This is a genomic window from Deltaproteobacteria bacterium IMCC39524, assembly GCA_029667085.1.
Lineage (GTDB): Bacteria > Desulfobacterota > Desulfuromonadia > Desulfuromonadales > BM103 > M0040.
The window spans coordinates 271,423-293,875 of sequence record JARUHJ010000005.1; the positions used below are offsets into that span (position 1 = coordinate 271,423).

Consider the following 22,453-nt stretch of genomic DNA (forward strand, 5'->3'; position numbering starts at 1 on the left):
TGAAAGTGCCTAACATCATAGAGACACGACTGCCAACCGGCGTGAAAGACTTCCTGCCGGTTAAAGCGGCCAAACTGGACTACCTGCAAAACACTTTGCGTAGCATTTACAAGGCTTGGGGCTTCCGCCCCGTAGCTCCGGCAATCCTTGAGGACCTGGCCGTTCTTGAGCTCGGGCTGGGAAGTGATCTGCGCGCCAACACCTTTCGCTTTGATGACCGACAGACCGGCCGCCTGGTCGCCTTTCCACCAGACATCACGCCCCAGGTTGCAAGAATTGCGGCGACCCGCATGCGTGAGATGCCCTTGCCATTTCGTCTCTGCTACAACGGCCGCGTTCTAAGGCATACCGAGCAACGCCTCGGTAAGGACCGCGAAATTTTCCAGTCCGGAGTCGAGTTGATCGGGCTCAGCGGTCCGGAAGCCGATGCGGAAATGATTGCCATGGCTGTGAAGTGCCTGCAGTCTGTCGGCGCTACCGAGTTCACTATCGATATCGGCCAGGTCGAATTCCTGCGTGGCGTTCTGAACGACCTGCCCCTGGATGCGAGCCAGGCCCTGGCTCTGCGCACCGCGATCACGGCAAAAGATCTTTCCGGCCTGCAGCAACTGCTCAAGACTCTGCCTCTAAACGATCAGCAACGCACTGAGCTTCTCGCTTTGCCCAGGCTTTACGGTGGCCGCGAGACTCTTGATCAGGCACGCAAGGCGATCTCCAACCCCGCTTCACAGAAGGCTCTGGATGAGCTGGAAAAAGTTCTGGAAGTCCTCACCGTGTACGGTGTTGAAGAACATATCACTTTAGACCTTGGTGAAATGCGCGGTTTCGATTACCATAGTGGGCTGGTATTTCAGGGTTTCCTGTCTGGCTTTGGCAGAGCGGTCTGCTCCGGCGGCCGTTATGATGGCCTGACGGAACGCTACGGCTTCTCATCGCCGGCCACAGGGTTTGCTTTCAACCTGTACAACCTGCTCTTTGCTCTCGACAGGGAGCTTGACGAACGGGCAGAAGAAGGCACGGACTTCCTGCTCTTCTCCTCGGAGCAGGACAAGGCGCCGGCGCAAAGGCTCGCTGCGACCTTGCGCGACCAGGGCTTTTCAGTCGCCCGTGACATAATCGAGCGCGGCCAGGCGGCCAGTCTCGACTATGCCAAACGCATGCATTACCGTTACCTGCTGGTGCTCGAAGCATCACAGGAAGAGCTGACCCTGATCCGAACAGCAGATGGTGAGTCGAGCAGCGTGACTCAAAACGCGATCGAATCGGGACAATTTACAATTTAAAACAACTCGGAGAACAACATGGCAAACGTCGTCATTGTCGGCGCCCAGTGGGGCGATGAAGGTAAAGGTAAAGTTGTTGACATCTACACCGAACATGCTCAGCAGGTTGTTCGCTATCAGGGTGGCAACAATGCAGGCCACACTCTCGTAGTCGGTGATGAAACCATCGTTCTGCACCTGATCCCTTCAGGCATTCTGCACCCTGGCAAACGTTGCATCATTGGCAACGGTGTCGTCCTCGACCCAAAGATTTTCCTAGGGGAGATTGAAGGGTTAAAGAAAAGGGGCTACATGCAGGACGACTCGCAACTGGTCGTTGACAGTAACCTGCATGTCATCATGCCCTGGCACAAGGCGATTGATCTGGCCCGTGAGAAGCACGCTGACCGCAAAATCGGCACCACAGGTCGCGGCATCGGCCCTACCTATGAAGACAAGGTCGGTCGTCGCGGCATCCGCATGAGTGATCTGGTCAAACCCCAGGTTTTCCGTCGCAAGCTCAAAGAGATTCTGCCGGAGAAAAATTTTCTGCTGGAGAACTTTTTTGGTGAGGCTCCTCTCGACGAAGAACAGATCTTTGCCGAGTACTCCGGTTACGCTCAGCAGATCGAAAAATACATCGGCTGCTGCTCGCGCTCACTGAACAAGGCCATCGAAGAAGGAGCGAACCTGCTCTTCGAAGGTGCTCAAGGCACCCTGCTCGATATCGACCACGGCACATACCCCTACGTCACTTCATCATCGACTTGTATCGGTGGCGTCTGCACCGGTTCCGGCGTCGCCGCACGTCACATCAACGGCGTTATCGGCATCACCAAGGCCTACTGCACCAGAGTCGGAGAAGGCCCTTTCCCCTCGGAGCTGCACGATGAGATGGGTGAGAATTTGCGCAAAGCCGGCAGTGAGTTCGGAGCCACGACCGGACGCCCGCGTCGCTGCGGCTGGTTTGACGCCGTCGCCCTGCGAGAGGCCGTCCGCCTAAATGGCATGACCGGTCTGGCGATCACCAAGCTTGACGTGCTGAGCGAGCTGGACAGTATCAAGATCTGCACGGCATACTCCTACAAAGGCGAACTGATCGAGGATTTCCCCCGTGATGCCGACATCCTGCAGGAGTGCACCCCGGTTTATGAAGAGTTCCCGGGATGGGGCAGCGACATCTGTGAGGCCAAGTCAATGGCCGACTTGCCTGATGCTGCCAAAGCCTACCTGGCCAAGCTCGAAGAGCTGGTCAACTGCCCGGCGGTTCTGATTTCTGTCGGTCCTCGCCGAGACCAGACGATTCAGGTCAGCAACCCCTTTGCCTGAGCAAAGAGCGTCTACATAAAGGCACAAAAAACCGGACCGCATTTGAAATTCGGGGCGGCTTGACAGTATGAAAACTTTCTTTTAGCTAACTCGCCTTATCTCACGATTGCAATTTGCATATGAAGCGTCCAACAAAGAAACCCCGCATTTATGAATGCGGGGTTTCTTTGTAGCTTGTGCACAACAACGAGCTGGGCTCATTTGTTAAGGAGAAGAGCTCTTAGAGGACCTTCTTCAACAAATCTTCCAACTGATTCTTTGGTACCGCACCAACAACCTGATCAAAAACCTCACCGTCTTTGAAGAGGATCATCGTCGGGATACCACGAACACCGAATTGCCCCGGGGTCGCAGGGTTCTCATCAACATTCAGTTTGCAGATCTTGACCTTGCCATCATAGTCTTCGGCGACCTGGTCGACAAGCGGGCTGATCGCCTTACATGGCGCACACCAGGAGGCCCAAAAATCAACGAGGACGGGAACCGAGGATTGCTTGACTTCACTCTCAAAAGAATCATCCGTTACATGGACGACTTTATCACTGGACATAAGATTTTCTCCTTTTGAATTGGATCTTTAAAACATTCAGGTTTCATAATAATCCTCCTGCTCAAAAAATCAAGGGCTTATCCTCACTCTTGCCTTGAAAGTTACAACTCTTGACACTTCACACCCCTCCCCCTAAGATGACCGCAAATCTCCAGACGAGGGCGCTATGACTCAGGACAAAATAAGTGCAGCAGTTGAGCAGCAGATTAGCGTGCTCGACCCTTTCCTGCTCACCCAGAAACCTCTTTTAAACAGCCTGGCCGAACACCTGGTGGCAACCTTTCACCAGGGCGGACGGCTCTTTCTTGTCGGCAGTGGGCCCTTCGGTGCTATTGCCGGGATTATCGGTCAGTCCTTTCTGCACAGACAAACCCTCGAGCGACCGGCCCTGCCAGCAATCTCCTTGAGCAACGATGCCGGACTGGCAACATTTCTGGCCAGCGATGAACAGGGCAGCCAGCTCTTCAGCCGCCAACTACGCGCCCTTGCCACGAATCAGGATACGATTCTGGTGCTCGCCGGGACCAACCTGAGCCAGGCAGACCGTGAAGCTTTAAACACCGCAAAGCAGTTAGGTTGTCGCACCATATTGATTTCCAGCGAACAGGCCGAGATCGCCGGGTCTCTGCCGAACACAAGCCTTGCACTGCCCAGCGATTCATTACCAAGGCTGCTGGAAAGCACCCTCTTTATCGGCAACCTGCTCTGCACTCTCGTAGAGGGCGAGCTTTTCGGCACCTGACCCTCGCAAACACAGACCAGTTCGCCCGGGACTGCTTGCCGAGACGATATCAGCATCTCTTGCAAGGAGCAGCCCCTCGTGTTTCCGCGGGATTGACAACTTTTTCTGCGCAGAGCCAAATGTCCTTAACAACCTCGGGCTTTTATCAACAAGAAATTTGACAGACAAGTGTGAAAAATCGTATCCTCACAGGGTTTGATAAGTTTTATAAAATGGCGCTGGCAGAGACGATTGCCGGTGGTCGATTAACAGATTAACAACTTGCTGCTCCGGGTTTCTGGCAAACAGCTTATTGCCCGAAAATTCAGGACTGGTCCTCGAGACGTTTCATCATGACTGCGAATCTGCTGCTATTCAAAATCACCCTGCTGGTCTACTTTGTTGCCACCATCTGCTACCTGATCGGCGTGATCTCGCGCAAGGAGGGGTTCCGGCAGTCAGCCGTCTGGATACTGATCAGTGGTTTCGGTGTGCATTGCGTCACCATCGTTGTCCGTTGGTGTTCAACCGGAGCAGTTCCGGTGGCCAGCATGCATGAGTCGTTGTCCTTTTTCGCCTGGGCGCTGGTCGGCACTTACTTGCTTTTTTATTGGCGCTATCGCACTGTGATGCTTGGAGCTTTTATTACCCCCCTGGCTCTGAGCCTGATGATCATCGGCACCAATCAGTCCGCACAAGCACCAGCGCTCAATCCGATGCTCGATAGCTGGTGGTTTCCGGTACACGTCACTCTGGCTTTTCTCGGCCACGCGGTCTTTGCGATTGCAGCTGCCGCTGGAATCATGTATCTGCTCCAGGAGCGCATGCTGAAAAGCAAGAAATTCTCCGGTCTCTTTTACCGGCTTCCCTCCCTCGACACCCTCGATAGCATGAACTACAAATGCCTGACCTTCGGGTTCCCTCTCATGACGATGGGAATTATTTCCGGAGCCATCTGGGCCAACTCCGCCTGGGGCGGCTACTGGCGCTGGGACCCTAAAGAGACCTGGGCACTGATCACCTGGTTCATTTACGCCGCCCTCCTGCATGGCCGGCTTACCATCGGATGGCGAGGCCGTCGGGCGGCCATCGTCGCCATCATTGGCTTCTGCTTGCTGCTCTTCACCTTCTTTGGCGTCAACATGTTCCTCTCCGGGGAACACAGCTTCCGTAACTTTACGGGGCAATAGCGAAAGACGGAGAGGATAACGCCATGCATATCGTCATAATCGGCCTGAGCCATAAAACAGCGCCGGTAGAAATTCGAGAGAAACTCGCCTTTGCGCCGACAGCCATGGAACGGCCGTTGCGACAGATGCTCGAGCTGTCCACCATCACCGAAGGGCTGATCATCTCGACCTGCAACCGGGTTGAACTCTGTGCCGTCACCAAGGAACCGGATGCTGCGATCGCCGAGTTACGTCGTTTCCTGGCGGAATACCACGAAGTCTCCCCGGAAGAGATCAACGAGAACCTTTTCGACTACCAGGGAGAGGAAGCGATCCGCCACCTCTTCCGCGTCTCCTCCAGCCTCGACTCGATGGTTCTGGGTGAGCCGCAGATTCTTGGTCAGATCAAGACCGCCTACGGCTATGCCGCCGAGTTCAAAACCGCCGGGCTCATCCTCAACCGTTTCCTGCACAAAGCCTTCTCTGTCGCCAAGCGGGTTCGCACCGAAACCGCGATCGCCAGCAACGCTGTCTCAGTCTCTTTTGCGGCCGTAGAACTGGCGCGCAAAATCTTTGATCGCCTCGACAACAAGGGCGTCATGATCATCGGCGCCGGAGAAATGTGTGAACTTGCGGCCCGCCATTTTGTCGCCAACGGCATCTCAAAAGTTCTGGTCACCAACCGGACCTTTGAAAGAGCGGAAAAGATGGCGGCCGAGTTTGACGGCAAGGCCGTCCCGTTTGACAGCTTTGTCGATCATCTTGCCGAAGTCGACATCATCATGACTTCGACCGGCGCGCCGAACTTCATCCTCGGCAAGCGCCAGATGGAAGAAGTCCTTAAGCGTCGCAAGAACCGCCCGATGTTTCTGATCGACATCGCCGTACCGCGCGATATCGATCCTAAGGTCAACGACATAAGCAACACCTATCTTTACGATGTCGACGACCTCCAGGGAGTCGTTCAGGCCAACCTCAAGGAGCGCCAGAAAGAAGCCGGCAAGGCTGAAGCGATCGTTGAGCAGGAGATTGGCCAGTTCCACCTATGGCTGGGCAACCTCGAAGTCAAACCCACAGTCATTGCTCTGCGTCGCAAGCTTGACGAGATTCGCCAGCAGGAGCTGGAAAAAACTTTCGGCAATCTCAAGGATCTCACAGGCAAGCAGCGCAAGAGCATCGAAGCGATGGCCGGAGCAATCATCAACAAGATCCTGCACAAACCGACAGCGATCCTGAAGAATTCGCAGAATGATATGAGCGGTGAAGACTATGTCGACGCCATACGCACGCTTTTCGATCTCCCCGCACCCTCAGACGATGATCAAGAAATCAAACCCCTGGACGATCCTGACCAGGCATAAAGGAGTTAGATAGATGGCTAAACAGCAAATGCGCATTGGCACTCGCGCCAGCGCCCTGGCACTCTGGCAGGCAGAGTGGGTAAAATCCGAGTTGGAAAAACGTTACCCCGAGATGGAAGTCTCCCTGACCAAGATTAAAACCCAGGGCGACAAGATCCTCGATGTTCCCCTGGCCATGGTCGGCGGCAAAGGCCTCTTCGTCAAGGAGATTGAAGAAGCGATGCTGCGTGGCGAGATCGACATCGCCGTGCATTCAATGAAAGACGTACCGACCATCTTTCCTGAAGGACTGGCCCTGCGCTGCATCACCGAGCGTGAAGACTGTCGCGACATCGTCATTCTGCGCCCCGGCGTAAAAACCTGGAGAGACCTTCCTCAGGGTGCCCGTATCGGCACCAGCGCCCTGCGCCGCAAGGCGCAACTGCTGCACATTCGCCCCGACCTGCAGATGGTCGATATCCGCGGCAATGTTCAGACCCGCATCAAAAAGCTGACCGATGAGAACCTCGACGCCATCATTCTGGCTGCAGCAGGCATGCACCGTCTCGGCTATACCAAGCAAATCGGTGAGTACCTCTCGGTCGATGTTTCGATCCCTGCCATCGGCCAGGGAGCCCTCGGCATTGAGAGCCGGATTGACGATGACAAGACCAACGCGCTGATCGATTTCTTCAATCACGCCGAAACCGACTGGGCTGTCCGCGCCGAACGTTCGTTCCTCAAAACACTTGAAGGTGGTTGCCAGGTACCGATCGCCTGTCACGGCACAGTAGAAGGTGAAGCCCTCACCCTGACCGGTTTCGTTGCCGATTGTGAAGGTGTGCAATGCCTGAAGAAAACCATCTCCGGCTCCGTCAACGATGCTGAGAAAATGGGCGTCTCACTCGGCGAAGACCTGCTCATCCAGGGTGCCGGCAAGATTCTCAACGAGGTCTACCAGCACGAGACTTTCAATGTTGACAAAGAGGACGTCTGAAAAGACCTCCCCATCAGGGAAAAAAGTTCTGGTCACCCGCGCGGGTGACCAGGCGACAGCCCTGACGGCGGCGCTGGCTGAGATCGGTGTCAATCCCGTTGTGGTCCCGACCATAGAGATCATTCCGCCCGCCTCGTTTGTTGAGCTCGACCAGGCCATCGCTGATCTCGATCAGGTTGACTACCTGATCCTGACCTCGGTCAACGCAGTCAACGCGTTCTTTGACCGTCTTGTCGCGCAAGGTCGCAACCCTCAAACCTTGTCTGCCATACAGACGGTGGCCGTCGGACCCAAGAGCGCTGAAGCCCTTGTCGAGCACGGCGTCACCGCAGACCTGATTCCACAGGATTACCGTGCAGAAGGGGTGGTCGCGCTCCTCAAGGATCGTGTTTCAGGAAAAAGACTGCTCTATCCGAAGGCCGCTCTTGCCCGAGATCTGATTCCGACCGAACTGACCGCGGCCGGCGCCAAGGTCATCGCACCTGTAGCCTATGCCAGCGCGCCACCGGTCGATGCCACCCAAAAGCTGCAGCAAGCACTCGCCGAGGGTCTGGACCTGCTAACATTTACCGCTTCTTCAACGGTGCAGAACTTTGTTGACCTGCTTGATGATCAAGACCTGGTTCTCGCAAAAAGGATCCCGGTCGCATCAATCGGACCCTTGACCAGCGCAACAGCCAGAGAGCTGGGTTTTAATGTTATTATTGAACCTGACAACTCGACGTTAGAAACGTTGGTCACTGCAATCAGAACATACTTTTCCGGAACGTGATAAAGTTCCTGAAGCTTTTCCCGTACCACGTTCCTCGTACCAAGCTTTTAGGAGATTTTTATGTTTTTCCCCGAATTTCGTGCCCGTCGACTACGCCGCAACGACGCCATGCGCCGCATGGTCCGTGAGACATTTCTGCGCCCCGAAGACATGATTTACCCGATGTTCTCAGCGTTTGGCAAAGATATCAAAAAAGAGATCGTCTCGATGCCCGGCATCTACCAGCAGTCGATCGAGCATATCGTAACCGAGGCCAAAGAGGTCTATGAGCTCGGCATCCCGGCGGTTATCCTTTTCGGTATCCCTGAGACGAAAGACGCCCTCGGCCAGGACGCCTATTCCGACACCGGGATTATCCAGGAGACCATCAAAGCGATCAAGGCGGCAGTGCCCAAATTGCTGGTGATTACCGATGTCTGCATGTGCGAGTACACCGACCACGGCCACTGTGGCGTGATCAGGGATGGCGATGTCGACAACGACGAGACTCTCAAGCTGCTCGCTGCAGAAGCGCTCTCCCATGCCCGCGCTGGAGCCGATATCGTTGCACCATCCGACATGATGGACGGCCGCGTTGCCGCAATTCGCGAGGTTCTCGACGCCAACGGCTTCACAGATATCCCGATCATGAGCTACGCCGTCAAGTACGCCAGCGCCTACTACGGGCCTTTCCGCGATGCAGCGGAATCGACACCGCAGTTCGGCGACCGCCGCAGCTACCAGATGGATCCGGCCAACCGCATCGAGGCTTTCCGCGAAGCAGAACTCGATATCCAGGAATGCGCCGATTTTCTCATGGTCAAGCCGGCACTCGCCTATCTCGACATTCTGCGCGACCTTAAAGAACGCTACAACCTGCCTCTGGTCGCCTACAATGTTTCCGGGGAATACTCGATGATCAAGGCCGCCGCTGCAAAAGACTGGATCGACGGCGATCGCGTGATGATGGAAACCCTGGTCGGCATGAAACGCGCCGGTGCCGATCTGATCATCACCTATCACGCCAAGGAGGCCGCCAGCCTTTTGAAGGGCTGAAAGCCAACGGGTTCAACAAAGTTTAATAGCCGGGGACAGGCATCTGCGGAGCCTGTCCCTTAATTATTTGAATGTCTTTTATCAGTGAAGAGCCCCCATCAACCAGAAACGGACCCAATGACTGAGTACTCATGCGACACTCTCGATAACGGCCTGCGCGTCATCAGCGTACCTATGCCACATCACCACAGCACCGAGGTGATGATCTACATCGGCGTCGGCAGCCGTCACGAATCGACCAGAACTGCTGGAGCGTCGCATTTCCTCGAGCACATGCTTTTTAAAGGCACTGAGGAATTTCCCACCGGGCTGGCACTGGAACGTGCCTTCGAAGCCGTCGGCGGCTCGGCCAACGCCGCCACTGATTGTGAAACAACCTGCTTCCATTCCCGCGTCCACCCCGACCACTTTCCCGAAGGGATCGCCCTTTTTGCATCAATGATGCAGCGCCCTCTCTTCAACGACATCGAAATGGAACGCCGGGTTATCCTCGAGGAGGCCATGGGTGACCTCAATGAAACCGGGCGCCAGATCAACTCGGACAACATCGTCGCAAGCCTGCTCTTCCCGAAACACCCTCTGGGCATGCCGCCGGTCGGTAACCGACCGGCGATCGAGCGCCTCTCCCTGCGACAGCTGAAACAGCACCACGCCACCTACTACACGCCGCAGAACGCTGTCCTGGCGATTGCCGGGCCGGTCGAACACGCCAAAGTTGTTTCAGCTGCCAAAGAACATTTTGGCCAGTGGCAGGGCGCTGCAGCTCCTTCGCCAAAGGCATGGACCGATTTCTCAGGGAAAGATAAAACCCTGCGCTGGGTTCGTGACGCCGGCTCCCAGGTCAATCTGCAATTAGCCTTTTTGCTGCCGGGGCGCGACAGTGAACATGCAGTAAACTTGCGCGTACTGCGACGCCTACTCGGCTGGGGAGGAATGAGCCGTCTGATGCTCCGCCTGCGCGAAGAACTGGGCCTAACCTACGCTGTTGACGCCGCACTCGCCCTCTACGCTGACGCCGGAACCCTGTCGATTGACCTGGCCGTCTCGGCTGACAACCTTGGCAAAGCGACCACCGCAATTCTGGAGATCGTTACCGAACTGTACAACAGTGAAGTGGGCGACGACGAACTCGAGCATATCCTCAACTGCTATCGCTGTGACCTTGATTATTCCCGCGACCAGGTCGACGAAATGGCTCTACGCTACTCTTGGGGAGAACTCACAGGCAGTCACCGCACCATCGCCAACGATCTCGCCGGGATCGAAACAGTTACAGCGACAGGGTTGCGGCAGACAGCAAAAGAGCTTCTTAGCCCACACAATCTACGTGGCGCCATTGTCGGGCCTTATCGCACCGGAGACCGTAAAGAAGTAGAACAAATTATTGCAAAATGGAAACTGACGGCTGTCGACTAGTCTATCTAAAAGAACCTCTTTGAGCCTTGACCCTGTTAGCCTTCTGTGTTGATCTTTGGTGTATCAAATATCCTCAGGGCTTCTGTGAACGACTTGCTTTAACAGCTATAAAAAAGCCCCAACCGGCGAAAGCAGGTTGGGGCTTTTTTGTCTTGAATATCGTGACTTATGAGAAATGCTGAGGTAACTGACTCGCGATTATTTAGAGACCAAATTACACACCATGCTTATTGTATAATTCTTTTCGTGTCGGACAATGGCACATGACGCCGTCACCGAAAGTGTCCTGGTAGGAGCAGGGCTCTTTATTTAGACACTTGATAAAATGGACCTTACCATTAATACAAGATTCGACGTGGCAAAGATCTTCGCGTTGCCCCGTAAGACACGAGAAACCCTTCTTGCATCTCTCGGTTTCTGCGATCGTTTCCTTAGAAACGGTATAACGAGACTTTTCATCCATCAAGTTGCCCCACGAGATACTCTTTGGCTGTTGGTATTTATAGCCGTTTAATATTATAGATTTGGCTCCAGCATTTAAGCCATCATCACAGCTTTATAGATTTCGCTGGCAATATAGCAGAGCCATCTCAAAATAAACTCACAGTGAAACTGTCAAGAAAAGGCCATCAAGGATCTAAGCCTGGTGGCTATGGTTTTATAGATTAATGTGCTGCCTAAATATTTCCTTCAAAAAGACACTTTTTTCTTCTCGAAAGGCGTAGTTTCTTGAGCTGTTTTGAGGGGGCAGAAAACCGTTCTTTTATTAACGTTTCTTGTTACACCCCTGAAAAAAATCTTGCAAAAGACGCTCCTCTTCGATGCAAAGGAATTCTATACCCATGCCTGCGGGGTGATCACCTCTGATTGGGGAGATCGAAGAGTTTACCCAAGCAACACAGCCCTCGCAATGGACAACACAGTTGTTCTCAGGGAGCTCTAACTTGAGCTTCAAGGCCTCACCTAGAGGCAAAGGGTTCTTAGTCTCCAGAAACAGTCCCCCTACACTCACATTAAAGGTAAAACTCACCTTATAATCAGAAAGAACTTTGTCCTGGCCGTAAGAAACTTCAAGCCTAAAAGGCATTCGAGGAGCTCTACGCTTATTGAGGGTAATTTGCAGTATTGTTTTGAGTTGTTTTTCGTTGAGAGGTTTGCTGAGAAACGTTGAAATACCGACTTTTCTGGCCTCTGAAATCTTATCCTCATCTTGCTCACTTGAAAGCATTACCACAGGAACAAATTTACAGCTTGGGTACTTTTTTATCTGCCTCGTAAATTCTATTCCATCCATGACGGGCATGTTCATGTCCGAAATAATCATGTCAAACCGTGTAGATTCGGCCTTTTGACAAGCTAACCGTCCACTCTCAACCGTGGTGACTTCATAACTGAGGTTCGTCAACATGTCTCCAATTACTTTCAGCATAAAAGGAGAATCATCTACAACAAGAATCTTTTTTTTCATAATTATTGCCAAACCGCTTTAATAGAACACATTCAATTCTGGGCACTATAGCAAACGCAACTCACAATATTCTCACAAAGCCCCCGCTACAATTTAACTTCGAGATTCCGCAGAGAGCGAATGATTCCTGATAGACCTGCAGCACAGGAAAAGCCTAAGGGCCAGGGCCTCTCTGAAGCGTGGCAATTGCCCGTCAGGAGCAAATCAGCGCAAAAATCTAACAGAGTTTAAGCGATTACCCCTCTCAATACCAGCCGTTTAACATCCTTCTGCTGACCTCTGTTCATTTTGCCCCAATCAGATGTTATAATGCTTGGTAGAGAAATAATTCCAGAGTCTTGCCCTTGTTCAAAGGGTATGACTTCAGTCGTTTTGGTTCAATTTCTTCATCGGACATTAAGTGCCCATGCAAACCATCGTAATCTGCGGTTTCAAACGGTCCTCACCGATGCGGGCAGTCATTGCCCACACCCTCTTCCTTGCCTTCTTTCTGATGTTCACGGTGTCGCCACTGCACGCCGGGGACCAGCAGCTCGACTCTACCCGTAAAAGCATCACCGCCCTCGATAGCGCCAGGCAGACGGCTCTAGAGGAGCTCGAAGAGGCGACGATGCCTGCCAGCGAAGTTTCCGATTACAAGGACTTTGTTGTCTACCTCAACACCCGGATCGTCAACTACTGCATGGATCTCGCAGAGAGGGGAGGCGCCACCGCTCTCGAAGGTCTGCCCTGCCCTGAAACGCCTGCAATGGGCGGTGCCAGCGAGACCTCCTCCTCTGATCAACGTATTTTTCATACGACCGGCTCGGACTTCGGGGAAGCCAAGAGCCAGGCTGAAGAAACTGCCGAACTGGAAGGGGCTTTTCTCTCCTCCCTGGGAGACTTCGACGATAGCTTGCTGAAAGAAGAAGAAAAAGTTGCGACCAGGGTTCCCAGCCAGAGAGAATCCGGCAGCTCCAGTGCTTCTGGGAGCAGCACCCGAACGAGCGCAACAGGCGATACCGGCTCCGGAGAGAGCGGCGCCAGCGAAGAGCTGGGCGAAGGGACAATGGAGGGCCAGGGGCGCGAAGGCCAAGCAGGGACAGCCCAAAGCTCAACGAGACGTTCAGGATCTCAGGGTAGCGGCGTGGAGCAATCCACATACGGCGCCCCCGGCGGTAACTTGCCACCTCCGGAGGATGACGATATCGTTGCCCGGCAGCTGCGCGAAGCCGCCGAAAAGGAGCCCGACCCGGAGTTGAAAAAGAAACTTTGGGAAGAGTACTGGAAGTACAAGGGCGTAAACAAAAAGAGGAGTGATAATTGATGAACAGGTTGTTCCTGCTGTTTTCCTCACTCCTCATCCTTTCCGGATGTGCCTCCCTCAGCAACAAGGTTGCGGACGGGGTACAACCGATCGTCGCGACCCACGAACTGGACAGCTCGGAACTGCTCGATGTGGCGATCGCTGTTTTTGATTCCGAGGAATTAACCGACAAGGAGATCCGCGAGCTCGGATTGTCCGAGGAGATTCGTCGCGCCGAAGAGCGCTTCATACCGATCCACCTCAAGTACACCATGCAACGGACCGGTCATTGGGGAGCCGTGCGGGTCGTTCCTGAAGAAAACGCCGCCCATGTCCAGGTCCGCGGAACCATCATCCATTCGGACGGTGAACAGCTGAGCCTCGACATCGAAGCCTATGATTCTCGCGGCGTTTCGTGGTTTGAAAATTCCTACAGCGAAGAGCTCAGCCTGGTTGATTTCTACGGCACCTCGCCCGGAGAAAAGGATCCGTTCCAAGATCTTTACAACACCATCGCCAACGACCTTGTCGAGCATCGAAGCCAGCTGCCGCCCACCGCGATTCGGGAAATTCAGCAGATTTCCGAACTCCGCACAGCCCAAGACATGGCCCGTGACGCTTTTGCCGGGCATCTCTCCCGCAATGAAGAAGGTCGTTATTCGCTGATCCGACTCCCTGTTGAAAGTGACCCCATGCTCAAGCGGGTGCGGGCCGTTCAGGTGCGCGATGATATGTTGCTCGACACCATCAACGGGTATTACGAAATCTACTACAATGATCTCTGGCAGCCCTACGGAGACTGGCGGAAGCTCTACAACGAAGAGCTCGCAGCGCTCAATGAAGTCAAGAAACAGGCTCTGACCCGACAACTGCTTGGCCTTGCCTCTATTATCGGTGGCGTCGCACTCAGTACCGGCAATAACAACCTCTCATCCTCCAACCTCCCCGGGGTCATGGTCATGGGTGGTGCCGCAGCGATTTACAGTGGTTTCCAGAAGCAGGAGGAGACCAAAATTCACAGGGATGTCATCGAAGAGCTGAGTATTTCCTTCTCCTCCGAAGCAGACCCCCTGGTCGTGGAGGTTGTCGGCGAAACGGTCCGGCTCACAGGGTCAGCCGAAGAGCAGTACCAGAAATGGCGCGATATGCTTCAACAGATCTACGCCGCGGAGACAGGCTTGCCACCCGAGCCCACTGGGGATGACCTCGGTCAATCGGGAGGCTCTGGCTCCGAGCCAGACGAGCTCGACCAATGACCGAAGACTCCACCCCCAAACAAGACAATGGCGAAACGCCAAGCAGGACTCCGAACCTGATTCCTCCTGATGCAACCGCAGGAGAGGAGCAGAGACCTTCCCGCACCCCGTTGCTGATAGTGGTTGGTGGCTTGTTGCTGGTGACCGCGGCCCTTCTGGTTGTTCTGCTTCCGCTTATGAGTGAGAACCGAACGGCACCGACAACCGCGCTTGAAACCGACACACTCAAGCCACAGGCTCCAATCCAAAAGCAGGCGGCCACAAGTCCGGAAGCGACGGATCAGGCGGCAACCGAGATCGAACAACTGATCGGAACCTGGTTGCGTAAGCAGGCTGAAGGCGAAGCTGAGAACGTCGCAGCATGGGGTGGTGAAAGCTATGTCGCGGCCACGACCCGGGGCAAAGAATGCAGCCAGTTGCTGCAAAAAAAACAGTACCTTCCGGCGAGAGAAGCTTGCAATCAAGCGATCGATAAACTGAGCGCTCTCATGGCGTCAAAAGAGGCGCTTCTCGAAGAGACCGTTGTTGCGGGACTGCTGGCTCTTGAGCAGGGCAACCCGGAGCTTGCAGTCGAATATTTCCAGCAAGCTCTCGCCATCGATGCCGATCAAGAAAAAGCCTCAGCGGGTCTGCGCAGAGCAAAGCAACTGCCCACGGTGCTGCGTTTCATGCAAGACGGCGAGACCATGGAAACCGCCGGTGATCCGGAAGGCGCGCTTCGGGCGTTTTCAGAGGCCGCAACTCTTGATCCCGACTATGCGTCGGCGCAGCAGGCTCTGGCCCGGGTCAAAGCAGCGATCGCCGAAAAAGAGTTTCAGCTGGCCATGAGCCGTGCCCTTCAGGCGATGGCCGAGGGCAAAAACCTGGCCGCCAGGACAGCTCTGCAAAAAGCCGAAACCATCAAGCCCGGAGATCGTGCTGTTCACGATCTCAAGCAACAGCTTTTGCTGAACCAGCGTGCCGCCAGACTGTCCACCCTGCGTCAGAACGCAGAGCGCATGGAGCGGGAAGAGCGTTGGCCGGAGGTCTTAAAAACCTGCACGGAGGCGCTCAGCCTGGATTCAAATGCGGCCTTCGCCTCCAGTTGCAAGGAACGGGCGAGGTTGCGGGTTGAGTTGGACAATCAGTTTGCAGCGATTTTCGCCAAGCCGGAACGTCTCTTCACCGAGGGACCCAGGAAAGAGGCCCGACAAACGTTACGCTATGCCTCGCAATTCTCTCCCCGCGGACCAATTCTCGCGTCACAGATGGACCGGCTTGACGTGTTGGTCACCGAGGCCGAGGCCGAGATTGAAGTCGTGATTATTTCGGACGGGCTGACGGATGTGGCGATCTATCATGTCGGCCGTCTGGGCCTTTTCCAGGAAAAACAACTTGTTCTGCGCACAGGCAATTATACCGCCACTGGCAGCCGTAACGGCTTCAGGGATGTGCGGCAGACACTCAAAGTTCGACCAGGCTCCGGCAAAATGGTCTTCACCCTGCGCTGCGAGGAACCGATTTGAACCGTCTGATCGAAATAATCGGCAGAGAAGAGACTCTCAAATTTGATGAGACCAGCCTGCCTCTGCTCATCGGTATGGACGCCACCGCCCATGTTCGTCTGGATGGCAACGGGGGCATCGTCGCTTATATTGCGGAGTCCCGTAACCATCTCTTTCTGCAGCCTGCGGACACCACCGCACCGAGTTCTTTTTTTCATAATGATGAACCGGTGACCGGTTCGGTCTGGCTGAAAGCTGGCGATACGACCCGCATCGGGGATACCCTCATCTCCTGGCATCTTTCAGGACAGCGTGTAGAGATCCATCTCTCCAAAACCTCGGCCCAGATGCTGCGCCCCCCTGTTGAGCCCCCGGAGGAAAGCGGCGTTGAAGAACTGATCCTGCCGGTTGTCGAGGCGCCAAAAACCAATGGACACAGGCTTCGGAACCTGGTCGTTATGCTCTTCCTGCTCCTTTTAACCGGAGCGGCCTTTGTGCTGCTGGCCAACCCCCTCTCTGTCATGGTCACACCCGTTCCGGACAACCTCTCGGTGTCCGGCTTTCCACCACCACTGAAATCCGGCGACAGCTACCTGGGGATTTCCGGTCGTTACACCCTCCATGCCGAGAAGAAGGGCTACCTCCCCTTAGAAGAGACCATTGAAATTACTGACCGCGGCAGTCACTACAGCTTCACCATGGAGAAGCTGCCGGGTCTGCTTGACCTGACCAGCAACCCCTCTGGAGCCACCGTACTGGTCGATGGCCTTGCGAGGGGAGAAACCCCTCTCCAGAGTGTGGAGATGCCTGCTGGTAGCCTTAGCATAGGCTTCGAGCATGAACGCTACCTGTCACACGAAGCAACGATCGAAATCGAAGGTTTTGGTGCGAAACAGGCACTGCACGTCGAACTCAAACCGGCCTGGGCCATGGTCACTCTTCGCACAGAACCGGAGGACGCAACCCTGTGTGTCGACGGCGAGGAGCTTGGCACAACGCCGCTGGAGTTGGAGTTGATCGCCGGCAGTCGCGAGCTGGTCTTCAGCAAGGAGAACTTCTCTCCTCTCGAAGTCGAGCTAGACGTTGTCGCGGGGGAGGACATGACGCCCGCTGTTTACCAGCTTGAACCGGCGCCGGCCAAGCTTGCCGTCGCGTCGGTTCCGACCGGGGCCACGGCCACTATCGACGGTGACTACAAAGGGCTGGCGCCTCTTTCCATTGAGCTATCGCCAGGAGACAAACACGTCCTCCGCCTGACCTTGCCCGGCTATCAGCCGGCAAACCGCAAGGTGCTATTGGAACCAGAAGAGGAGCGTGAGCTCAATATCAAGCTCGAGCCGGAGTACGGCACGATCTTCATCACCGGAGATCCGGCAGATGCCATCCTCTATATCGACGGCAAGAAGCAAACTTTGTCCAGCGGTCGCTTCCGACTGACCACCAAACCTCACACTGTCGAAATGAAGGCGAAAGGTTACAACAGCGCAAGCAAGACCGTGACGCCACAGGCCGCTTACAGTCAACGCATCGAGATAAAGCTGCAAAGCAAACAGGCAGCGATCACGCCTGGAAACGTGACCGCCCTCAAAACGGTCAAAACAACGGGCCTCGGCCAGAAGCTGATCCTCATCAAACCAAAGCCTTTCATCATGGGAGCCTCCAGGAAAGAAGCGGGGCGTCGTGCCAACGAAAGTGAGCATAAAGTCGCCATGCAGCGGCACTTCTATCTCTCGTCTCACGAGGTGACAAACGCCGAATACAAACTCTTCCGGGCGCAGCATTCTTCCGGCATGTCCGGTAACCGCTCTCTCGACATAGATTCACATCCTGTCGCAAACGTTGCCTGGGAGGACGCCGCAAGATTCATGAACTGGCTCAGCAAAAAAGACGGACTGCCAGCCTTCTACCGTGAAGAGAATGGCACCATGGTTGTCGTCGATCCGGCAGGCTTGGGCTACCGCCTGCCCAGTGAAGCAGAATGGGCCTTCGCTGCCAGGATAGCTGGCCAGAAAGAACGGGCGCGCTACCCCTGGGTCGGCAAATATCCGCCGAAGACCAAAGCAGGCAACTTTGCCGATGAATCAGCGCGCCACCTGCTGCCCATGGTCATCGAGGGCTATAACGATGGCTTCGCAGCGAGTGCGCCGACCGCGTCTTTCTCTGCAAACCCGGTAGGCATTCATGACCTCGGCGGCAATGTGGCGGAGTGGTGTCACGATTACTACTCCGTTTTCAATGGCAATGCGGAAAAGAACGCTGTCGATCCGATGGGCCCGACAAGCGGCGCACATCGCGTGGTCCGGGGTTCAAGTTGGCGTGACGCCAGCATCACCGAACTGCGCTTCAGTTATCGCCGCTACAGCAGGGAAGCCGCCAATGACATTGGTTTCCGGATAGCGAGGTATACAAAATGAGATTCTTGACCATCACGCTGGCCCTGTTCCTGATCACGGCCAGCGCGGTTGCTCTCGACAGGGACACCAGTCAACAGGCCCAGAAGAGTGTAGAGGCCGGTGAAGTGAAACAGGACGCAGAAAAGAAGGTCCCGAAGGAAAAGAAGTCGCCGGAATGGCCACGCCCCTATAAATCGACTGAAGAGATAAGTGTGGACAGCATCGTCCCTTTCCCGACTGATATCTGAATGAGGTGATACGTCTTATGCGCGGAAAAAATTTCCCAACCGAGATGATCTACCAGGTTTTTAGCCTGCTCTTGGTCTTTATCATCGTTCATGGAGCCTATGTCTCCCTGATCCGGCCCAAAGCAGAATCATTCCTGAGCATGCAACAGGCCCGAATGGTAGAACAGCCCGACGCCGTTCAGGAACAAAGCTTCTACGTGGTCATCCGTGACTTTGAGCAGGAAGCCTGCCTGGTCCTCTTCTTCTGGGCCATGGCAATCCTCATCTACAAGGGCGTCGCAATCTGGCGTCAGCAGGGCCAGCTGGATGAAGACCTGCTGCAACTGCCCGGCAACATGCCGATCGGCCCGGAAGATACACGGGAGTTGATGGGGCGATTACAGGAACTGCCGAGCACGAGCCGTGATTTATTGCTACCGACAGCTTTAATAAATTCGGTGCAGCGGTTCGCCGCAACCCGCAACATCCAGGATGCAGCCACCTCGGTCCGTGAAACCTGCGAGACCCACGGCGACCGTCTCGATTCCGAGCTCTCCACCATTCGCTATATCGCCTGGGCCATTCCCTCGGTGGGCTTTATCGGCACCGTGCGCGGTATCGGCGCAGCGCTCTCCCAGGCCCATCGTGCCGTCGAGGGAGATATCACCGGCGTCACCCAGAACCTCGGTGTCGCCTTCAACTCCACCTTTATCGCCCTGGTCTTGAGCATTGTGATGATGTTCTTTATTCATCAACTCCAGCACCGCCAGGAGCGCTTGATCCACGATGCCGGCGCCTACTGCCAGCGCAACCTGATCAACAAACTGCGGATCAAACCCGCACCCTGAAGCTAAGGTCTTTTCGTGCCCCCTCGTCGACGCAGCAGTTCACAATTCAACCTGGCATTCCTCGATGTCATGTGTTGTGGTTTTGGCGCAGTCGTGCTGTTGGTCATGCTGTTGAACGGTGACATGCTGGCCACCCGTAAGGAGATCGTCAGCGATCTGCGCAGCGAGGTCACGCGTATCGAACGTGAAGTCAAGGTTGGCAAAGAGCACCTGGTCAGCCTGCAAAACAGTATGGTCCAGACCGAAGAGGAAATCGTTCGGACAGAGGGTCTTTCCCGCCAGGTGATCAGCAATCTGGAACAGACCAAACTCGAACTGGCCACGATGAGCGGCAACAGCCAGGCGGCAAAAAAACATATCAACGCCCTGCAATCAGACCTCCTCAACCTGGACGCAGAGAGTCGACGAATCGGAGCGGAGCAACAAACAGAGCTTGCCCGTGGTGCCCAGGTTCGCGAGTTTATCGGCCAGGGAGACCGCCAGTATCTCACCGGTCTGCGGCTCGGCGGCAAAAGAGTTTTGCTGCTGGTTGACGCCTCGGCCAGCATGCTCGATGAAACCATCGTCAACATCATCGTCCGTCGCAACCTTGATGACCGCAGCAAGAAATCTGCGCCCAAATGGAAGCGCACCATCAGAACCGCCGAATGGTTGACCGCCAACCTCCCTGCAGACAGTTCGCTACAACTCTACACCTTCAACACCGAGTCCTCTCCCACCGTAGCTGATCTGAAGAACAAGTGGGTTAAGACCTCTGACAACAAGAATATCAAACGCATGCTGGCAGCGCTCAAACAGACCACTCCACAGGGGGGGACCAGCCTCTACAACGCCTTTGCTGCGGCCGCGCGCATGAAACCGCGTCCGGACAATATCCTCCTGCTCACCGACGGTCTCCCCACCCAGGGGGAGAAAAAGAGTTCGAAGAACACCATATCGGGCGATGAGCGCCTGAAGCTATTCCATCAGGCGACCGGAGTTCTTCCCAGAGCCGTGCCGATCAATACCATCCTCTTCCCGATGGAAGGCGACCCCATGGCAGCGGTCTCTTTCTGGAAACTCGCCATAGAGACAGGTGGATCTTTCCTCACCCCAACGAGGGATTGGCCATGAGAAGACGCCGCCGCCAGATTGAGGTTTTCAACCTCTCCTTCCTCGACGTGATCTCCTGCGGTTTCGGGGCCATCATCCTGCTGCTGGTCATCTCGAAGATCTCCGAGCCACGGGTGATTGAGCAGACCAATGTCGACCTCTCAGGCCTTGTGGTACAGTTGGAAGAAGAGCTTCACGACATCCGTGGGGAAACCCAGATTTTCAACCGGCAGCTGATCGCCAGGCAGGAGCAGCTCTCCGCAGACAAAGAAAAGCTGGCCCGTCTACAGGGAGCCCTGACCGACATTGAAGGACAATATCAGCTTGCCAGCACGGCGGCCGAAGCGCAAAGTCTGATTGCGGATGAGCTAAAGAGCGCCAAACAGGAACTGAGCGACGAGATGCGAAAGTTGCTCACAGACTACCAGCGACCCAAAGAAGATGCGGTCATCGGCGGCATACCGGTTGACAGCGAATATATCATCTTCGTTATCGACACTTCGGGCAGCATGCAGCGCTTCGCCTGGCCGCTGGTCCGTCAGAAGATGAAAGAAATCCTCGCCATCTATCCGCGTGTCAAGGGTGTTCAGGTGCTTAACGATATGGGAGACTACATGTTCTCCCAGTATGCCGGGCGCTGGATTCCGGATTCGAATGCCCGTCGCCGCGCGATCCTCGATCGGCTTTCCTCCTGGGCACCTTTTTCCAACTCCAGCCCGGTTGAAGGGGTCACTAAAGCAATCCAGCGTTTCTACGCTGCCGATAAACGCATCAGCCTCTACGTCTTCGGTGACGACTTTTCCGGTGGCCTGATGCAGAACGTAGTCAACACTGTCCGGCAGAAAAACGCCTCTGGCAGCAAGGGCAGCCGGGTGCGCATACACACCGTCGGCTTCCCCGTCCTTATGGCCCAACCGGGAGCAGGCCAGAACGCGGCACGTTTTGCCGCCCTGATGCGCAAATTGGCCGAAGATAACAACGGCAGCTTCGTCGGTTTAAACAGCTTGAGATAAGAAAGGATTACACAATGAAACATGTTGTCATTACAGGAGCCAATCGTGGCATCGGTCTCGAACTGGCACGTCACTATCAGTCTGAAGGTTGGCGGGTCACGGGGGTCTGTCGGGAATCCTCGAGCGAGCTGGAGGAAGTCGCAAAGCAAATCATTGAAGACATTGACGTCACCAGCAAGGAATTTGTTGATCTGCTGGTGGCCGCCCTGCAAGGGCAAACGATCGACCTGCTGATCAACAACGCTGGCGTCCTGCTCGATGAGACCCTCGGTGAACTTGATTTTGACTCTCTTCGCCTGCAAATGGAGATCAACGCCTTCGCGCCTTTAAAGATCAGCGAAGCCTTGCTACCCAACATGCCGGAGGGAAGCAAGATTGCCAATATCACCAGCCGCATGGGGTCGATTGCTGACAACTCCTCCGGTGGGCGTTATGGTTATCGTGCCTCCAAAGCGGCCTTCAACGCCCTTGGACGCAGCCTGGCGATTGACCTGAAAGGGCGTGGCATCGCCGTGGCACAATTGCACCCCGGTTTTGTAAAAACCCGCATGGTTGACTTTGGCGGTTTAATAACGCCAGAAGAATCTGCTGCCGGGCTCGCCGAAAGGATTGAGGCTCTCAATCTTGACAACTCAGGATCTTTCTGGCACTGCAATGGTGAGGAGCTCCCCTGGTAGAATGAAGGCCCGTTTGCCCTTTTTTAACATGCTCGCTACGACGATATCTCTGGCGCAAACGCTTGAAGAATGAGGCTTGCTTCCGCAATCATAAACGATCAGGAATTTGGCTTCTTAGG

Annotated in this window: 20 protein-coding genes; 18 read left to right on the forward strand and 2 right to left on the reverse strand. The window is 55.0% G+C overall.

From position 1 onward, the window contains the following. Positions 1–5: 5 nt before the first annotated feature. Together hisZ and P9J64_13875 are read left to right on the forward strand one after the other, a co-directional pair. Positions 6–1,283, forward strand: coding sequence for an ATP phosphoribosyltransferase regulatory subunit (gene hisZ, locus P9J64_13870; GenBank protein ID MDG5469412.1), 1,278 nt, complete (start codon positions 6–8; stop codon positions 1,281–1,283). Positions 1,284–1,301: 18 nt separating this feature from the next. Next, complete coding sequence (locus P9J64_13875) at positions 1,302–2,591, forward strand: adenylosuccinate synthase (protein ID MDG5469413.1); 1,290 nt, start codon at positions 1,302–1,304, stop codon at positions 2,589–2,591. 220 nt (positions 2,592–2,811) lie between these two features. Here the strand turns inward: P9J64_13875 and trxA are convergent, their stop codons facing one another. Then, positions 2,812–3,141 carry a thioredoxin gene (gene trxA / locus P9J64_13880; GenBank protein ID MDG5469414.1) on the reverse strand — a complete coding sequence of 110 codons (330 nt, stop codon included), beginning with the start codon at positions 3,139–3,141 and terminating at the stop codon, positions 2,812–2,814. Positions 3,142–3,307: 166 nt separating this feature from the next. Here trxA and P9J64_13885 point away from each other — a divergent pair, with 166 nt between their 5' ends. From P9J64_13885 to P9J64_13915, 7 genes are all read left to right on the forward strand, one after another. Continuing rightward, positions 3,308–3,883: an SIS domain-containing protein gene (locus P9J64_13885; protein ID MDG5469415.1), complete on the forward strand. Its 576-nt coding sequence runs from the start codon at positions 3,308–3,310 to the stop codon at positions 3,881–3,883. A 332-nt stretch (positions 3,884–4,215) separates the two neighbouring features. After that, complete coding sequence (gene ccsB / locus P9J64_13890) at positions 4,216–5,052, forward strand: c-type cytochrome biogenesis protein CcsB (GenBank protein ID MDG5469416.1); 837 nt, start codon at positions 4,216–4,218, stop codon at positions 5,050–5,052. Between the two features lie 23 nt (positions 5,053–5,075). Further along, a complete protein-coding gene (gene hemA / locus P9J64_13895) occupies positions 5,076–6,392 on the forward strand; it encodes a glutamyl-tRNA reductase (GenBank protein MDG5469417.1) in 1,317 nt (438 codons plus the stop codon). 13 nt (positions 6,393–6,405) lie between these two features. Beyond that, the gene (hemC, locus tag P9J64_13900) at positions 6,406–7,368 is read left to right on the forward strand and encodes a hydroxymethylbilane synthase (protein ID MDG5469418.1); all 963 of its coding nucleotides are present in this window, start codon (positions 6,406–6,408) and stop codon (positions 7,366–7,368) included. Next, positions 7,346–8,140 (forward strand): uroporphyrinogen-III synthase, encoded by a 795-nt coding sequence (locus P9J64_13905; GenBank protein MDG5469419.1) that lies wholly within the window; start codon positions 7,346–7,348, stop codon positions 8,138–8,140. Before hemC ends, P9J64_13905 begins: the two co-directional genes overlap by 23 nt. Positions 8,141–8,200: 60 nt before the next feature. Further along, positions 8,201–9,175, forward strand: coding sequence for a porphobilinogen synthase (gene hemB / locus P9J64_13910; protein MDG5469420.1), 975 nt, complete (start codon positions 8,201–8,203; stop codon positions 9,173–9,175). 117 nt (positions 9,176–9,292) lie between these two features. Beyond that, positions 9,293–10,591: a pitrilysin family protein gene (locus P9J64_13915; protein MDG5469421.1), complete on the forward strand. Its 1,299-nt coding sequence runs from the start codon at positions 9,293–9,295 to the stop codon at positions 10,589–10,591. Between the two features lie 766 nt (positions 10,592–11,357). Here P9J64_13915 and P9J64_13920 read toward each other — a convergent pair. After that, on the reverse strand, positions 11,358–12,059 hold the full coding sequence (locus P9J64_13920) for a response regulator (protein ID MDG5469422.1): 702 nt from the start codon (positions 12,057–12,059) through the stop codon (positions 11,358–11,360). A gap of 406 nt (positions 12,060–12,465) precedes the next feature. On the opposite strand from P9J64_13920, the gene P9J64_13925 reads away from it, so the two are divergent. The 9 genes from P9J64_13925 to P9J64_13965 are packed head-to-tail and all read left to right on the forward strand — an operon-like array spanning position 12,466 to position 22,334. After that, positions 12,466–13,365, forward strand: a complete 900-nt coding sequence (locus tag P9J64_13925; protein ID MDG5469423.1) for a hypothetical protein — start codon at positions 12,466–12,468, stop codon at positions 13,363–13,365. After that, the gene (locus P9J64_13930) at positions 13,365–14,600 is read left to right on the forward strand and encodes a hypothetical protein (GenBank protein MDG5469424.1); all 1,236 of its coding nucleotides are present in this window, start codon (positions 13,365–13,367) and stop codon (positions 14,598–14,600) included. Before P9J64_13925 ends, P9J64_13930 begins: the two co-directional genes overlap by 1 nt. Then, positions 14,597–16,105, forward strand: a complete 1,509-nt coding sequence (locus tag P9J64_13935) for a hypothetical protein (GenBank protein ID MDG5469425.1) — start codon at positions 14,597–14,599, stop codon at positions 16,103–16,105. Before P9J64_13930 ends, P9J64_13935 begins: the two co-directional genes overlap by 4 nt. After that, positions 16,102–18,498 carry a PEGA domain-containing protein gene (locus P9J64_13940; protein ID MDG5469426.1) on the forward strand — a complete coding sequence of 799 codons (2,397 nt, stop codon included), beginning with the start codon at positions 16,102–16,104 and terminating at the stop codon, positions 18,496–18,498. Before P9J64_13935 ends, P9J64_13940 begins: the two co-directional genes overlap by 4 nt. After that, positions 18,495–18,725 (forward strand): hypothetical protein, encoded by a 231-nt coding sequence (locus tag P9J64_13945; GenBank protein ID MDG5469427.1) that lies wholly within the window; start codon positions 18,495–18,497, stop codon positions 18,723–18,725. Before P9J64_13940 ends, P9J64_13945 begins: the two co-directional genes overlap by 4 nt. 17 nt (positions 18,726–18,742) lie before the next feature. Then, on the forward strand, positions 18,743–19,552 hold the full coding sequence (locus P9J64_13950; GenBank protein MDG5469428.1) for a MotA/TolQ/ExbB proton channel family protein: 810 nt from the start codon (positions 18,743–18,745) through the stop codon (positions 19,550–19,552). Positions 19,553–19,567: 15 nt separating this feature from the next. Beyond that, a complete protein-coding gene (locus P9J64_13955; protein ID MDG5469429.1) occupies positions 19,568–20,665 on the forward strand; it encodes a VWA domain-containing protein in 1,098 nt (365 codons plus the stop codon). After that, positions 20,662–21,657: a VWA domain-containing protein gene (locus P9J64_13960; GenBank protein MDG5469430.1), complete on the forward strand. Its 996-nt coding sequence runs from the start codon at positions 20,662–20,664 to the stop codon at positions 21,655–21,657. The genes P9J64_13955 and P9J64_13960 overlap by 4 nt, the downstream gene beginning before the upstream one ends. Positions 21,658–21,671: 14 nt before the next feature. After that, complete coding sequence (locus P9J64_13965; protein MDG5469431.1) at positions 21,672–22,334, forward strand: SDR family oxidoreductase; 663 nt, start codon at positions 21,672–21,674, stop codon at positions 22,332–22,334. The last annotated feature ends 119 nt before the right edge of the window (positions 22,335–22,453 follow it).

Coding starts and splice junctions, on each gene's coding strand:
- P9J64_13875 (MDG5469413.1), top strand. CDS start 1,302: ATGGCAAACGTCGTCATTGTCGGCGCCCAGTGGGGCGATGAAGGTAAA.
- trxA (MDG5469414.1), bottom strand. CDS start 3,141: ATGTCCAGTGATAAAGTCGTCCATGTAACGGATGATTCTTTTGAGAGT.
- P9J64_13885 (MDG5469415.1), top strand. CDS start 3,308: ATGACTCAGGACAAAATAAGTGCAGCAGTTGAGCAGCAGATTAGCGTG.
- ccsB (MDG5469416.1), top strand. CDS start 4,216: ATGACTGCGAATCTGCTGCTATTCAAAATCACCCTGCTGGTCTACTTT.
- hemA (MDG5469417.1), top strand. CDS start 5,076: ATGCATATCGTCATAATCGGCCTGAGCCATAAAACAGCGCCGGTAGAA.
- hemC (MDG5469418.1), top strand. CDS start 6,406: ATGGCTAAACAGCAAATGCGCATTGGCACTCGCGCCAGCGCCCTGGCA.
- P9J64_13905 (MDG5469419.1), top strand. CDS start 7,346: ATGTTGACAAAGAGGACGTCTGAAAAGACCTCCCCATCAGGGAAAAAA.
- hemB (MDG5469420.1), top strand. CDS start 8,201: ATGTTTTTCCCCGAATTTCGTGCCCGTCGACTACGCCGCAACGACGCC.
- P9J64_13915 (MDG5469421.1), top strand. CDS start 9,293: ATGACTGAGTACTCATGCGACACTCTCGATAACGGCCTGCGCGTCATC.
- P9J64_13920 (MDG5469422.1), bottom strand. CDS start 12,059: ATGAAAAAAAAGATTCTTGTTGTAGATGATTCTCCTTTTATGCTGAAA.
- P9J64_13925 (MDG5469423.1), top strand. CDS start 12,466: ATGCAAACCATCGTAATCTGCGGTTTCAAACGGTCCTCACCGATGCGG.
- P9J64_13930 (MDG5469424.1), top strand. CDS start 13,365: ATGAACAGGTTGTTCCTGCTGTTTTCCTCACTCCTCATCCTTTCCGGA.
- P9J64_13935 (MDG5469425.1), top strand. CDS start 14,597: ATGACCGAAGACTCCACCCCCAAACAAGACAATGGCGAAACGCCAAGC.
- P9J64_13945 (MDG5469427.1), top strand. CDS start 18,495: ATGAGATTCTTGACCATCACGCTGGCCCTGTTCCTGATCACGGCCAGC.
- P9J64_13950 (MDG5469428.1), top strand. CDS start 18,743: ATGCGCGGAAAAAATTTCCCAACCGAGATGATCTACCAGGTTTTTAGC.
- P9J64_13960 (MDG5469430.1), top strand. CDS start 20,662: ATGAGAAGACGCCGCCGCCAGATTGAGGTTTTCAACCTCTCCTTCCTC.
- P9J64_13965 (MDG5469431.1), top strand. CDS start 21,672: ATGAAACATGTTGTCATTACAGGAGCCAATCGTGGCATCGGTCTCGAA.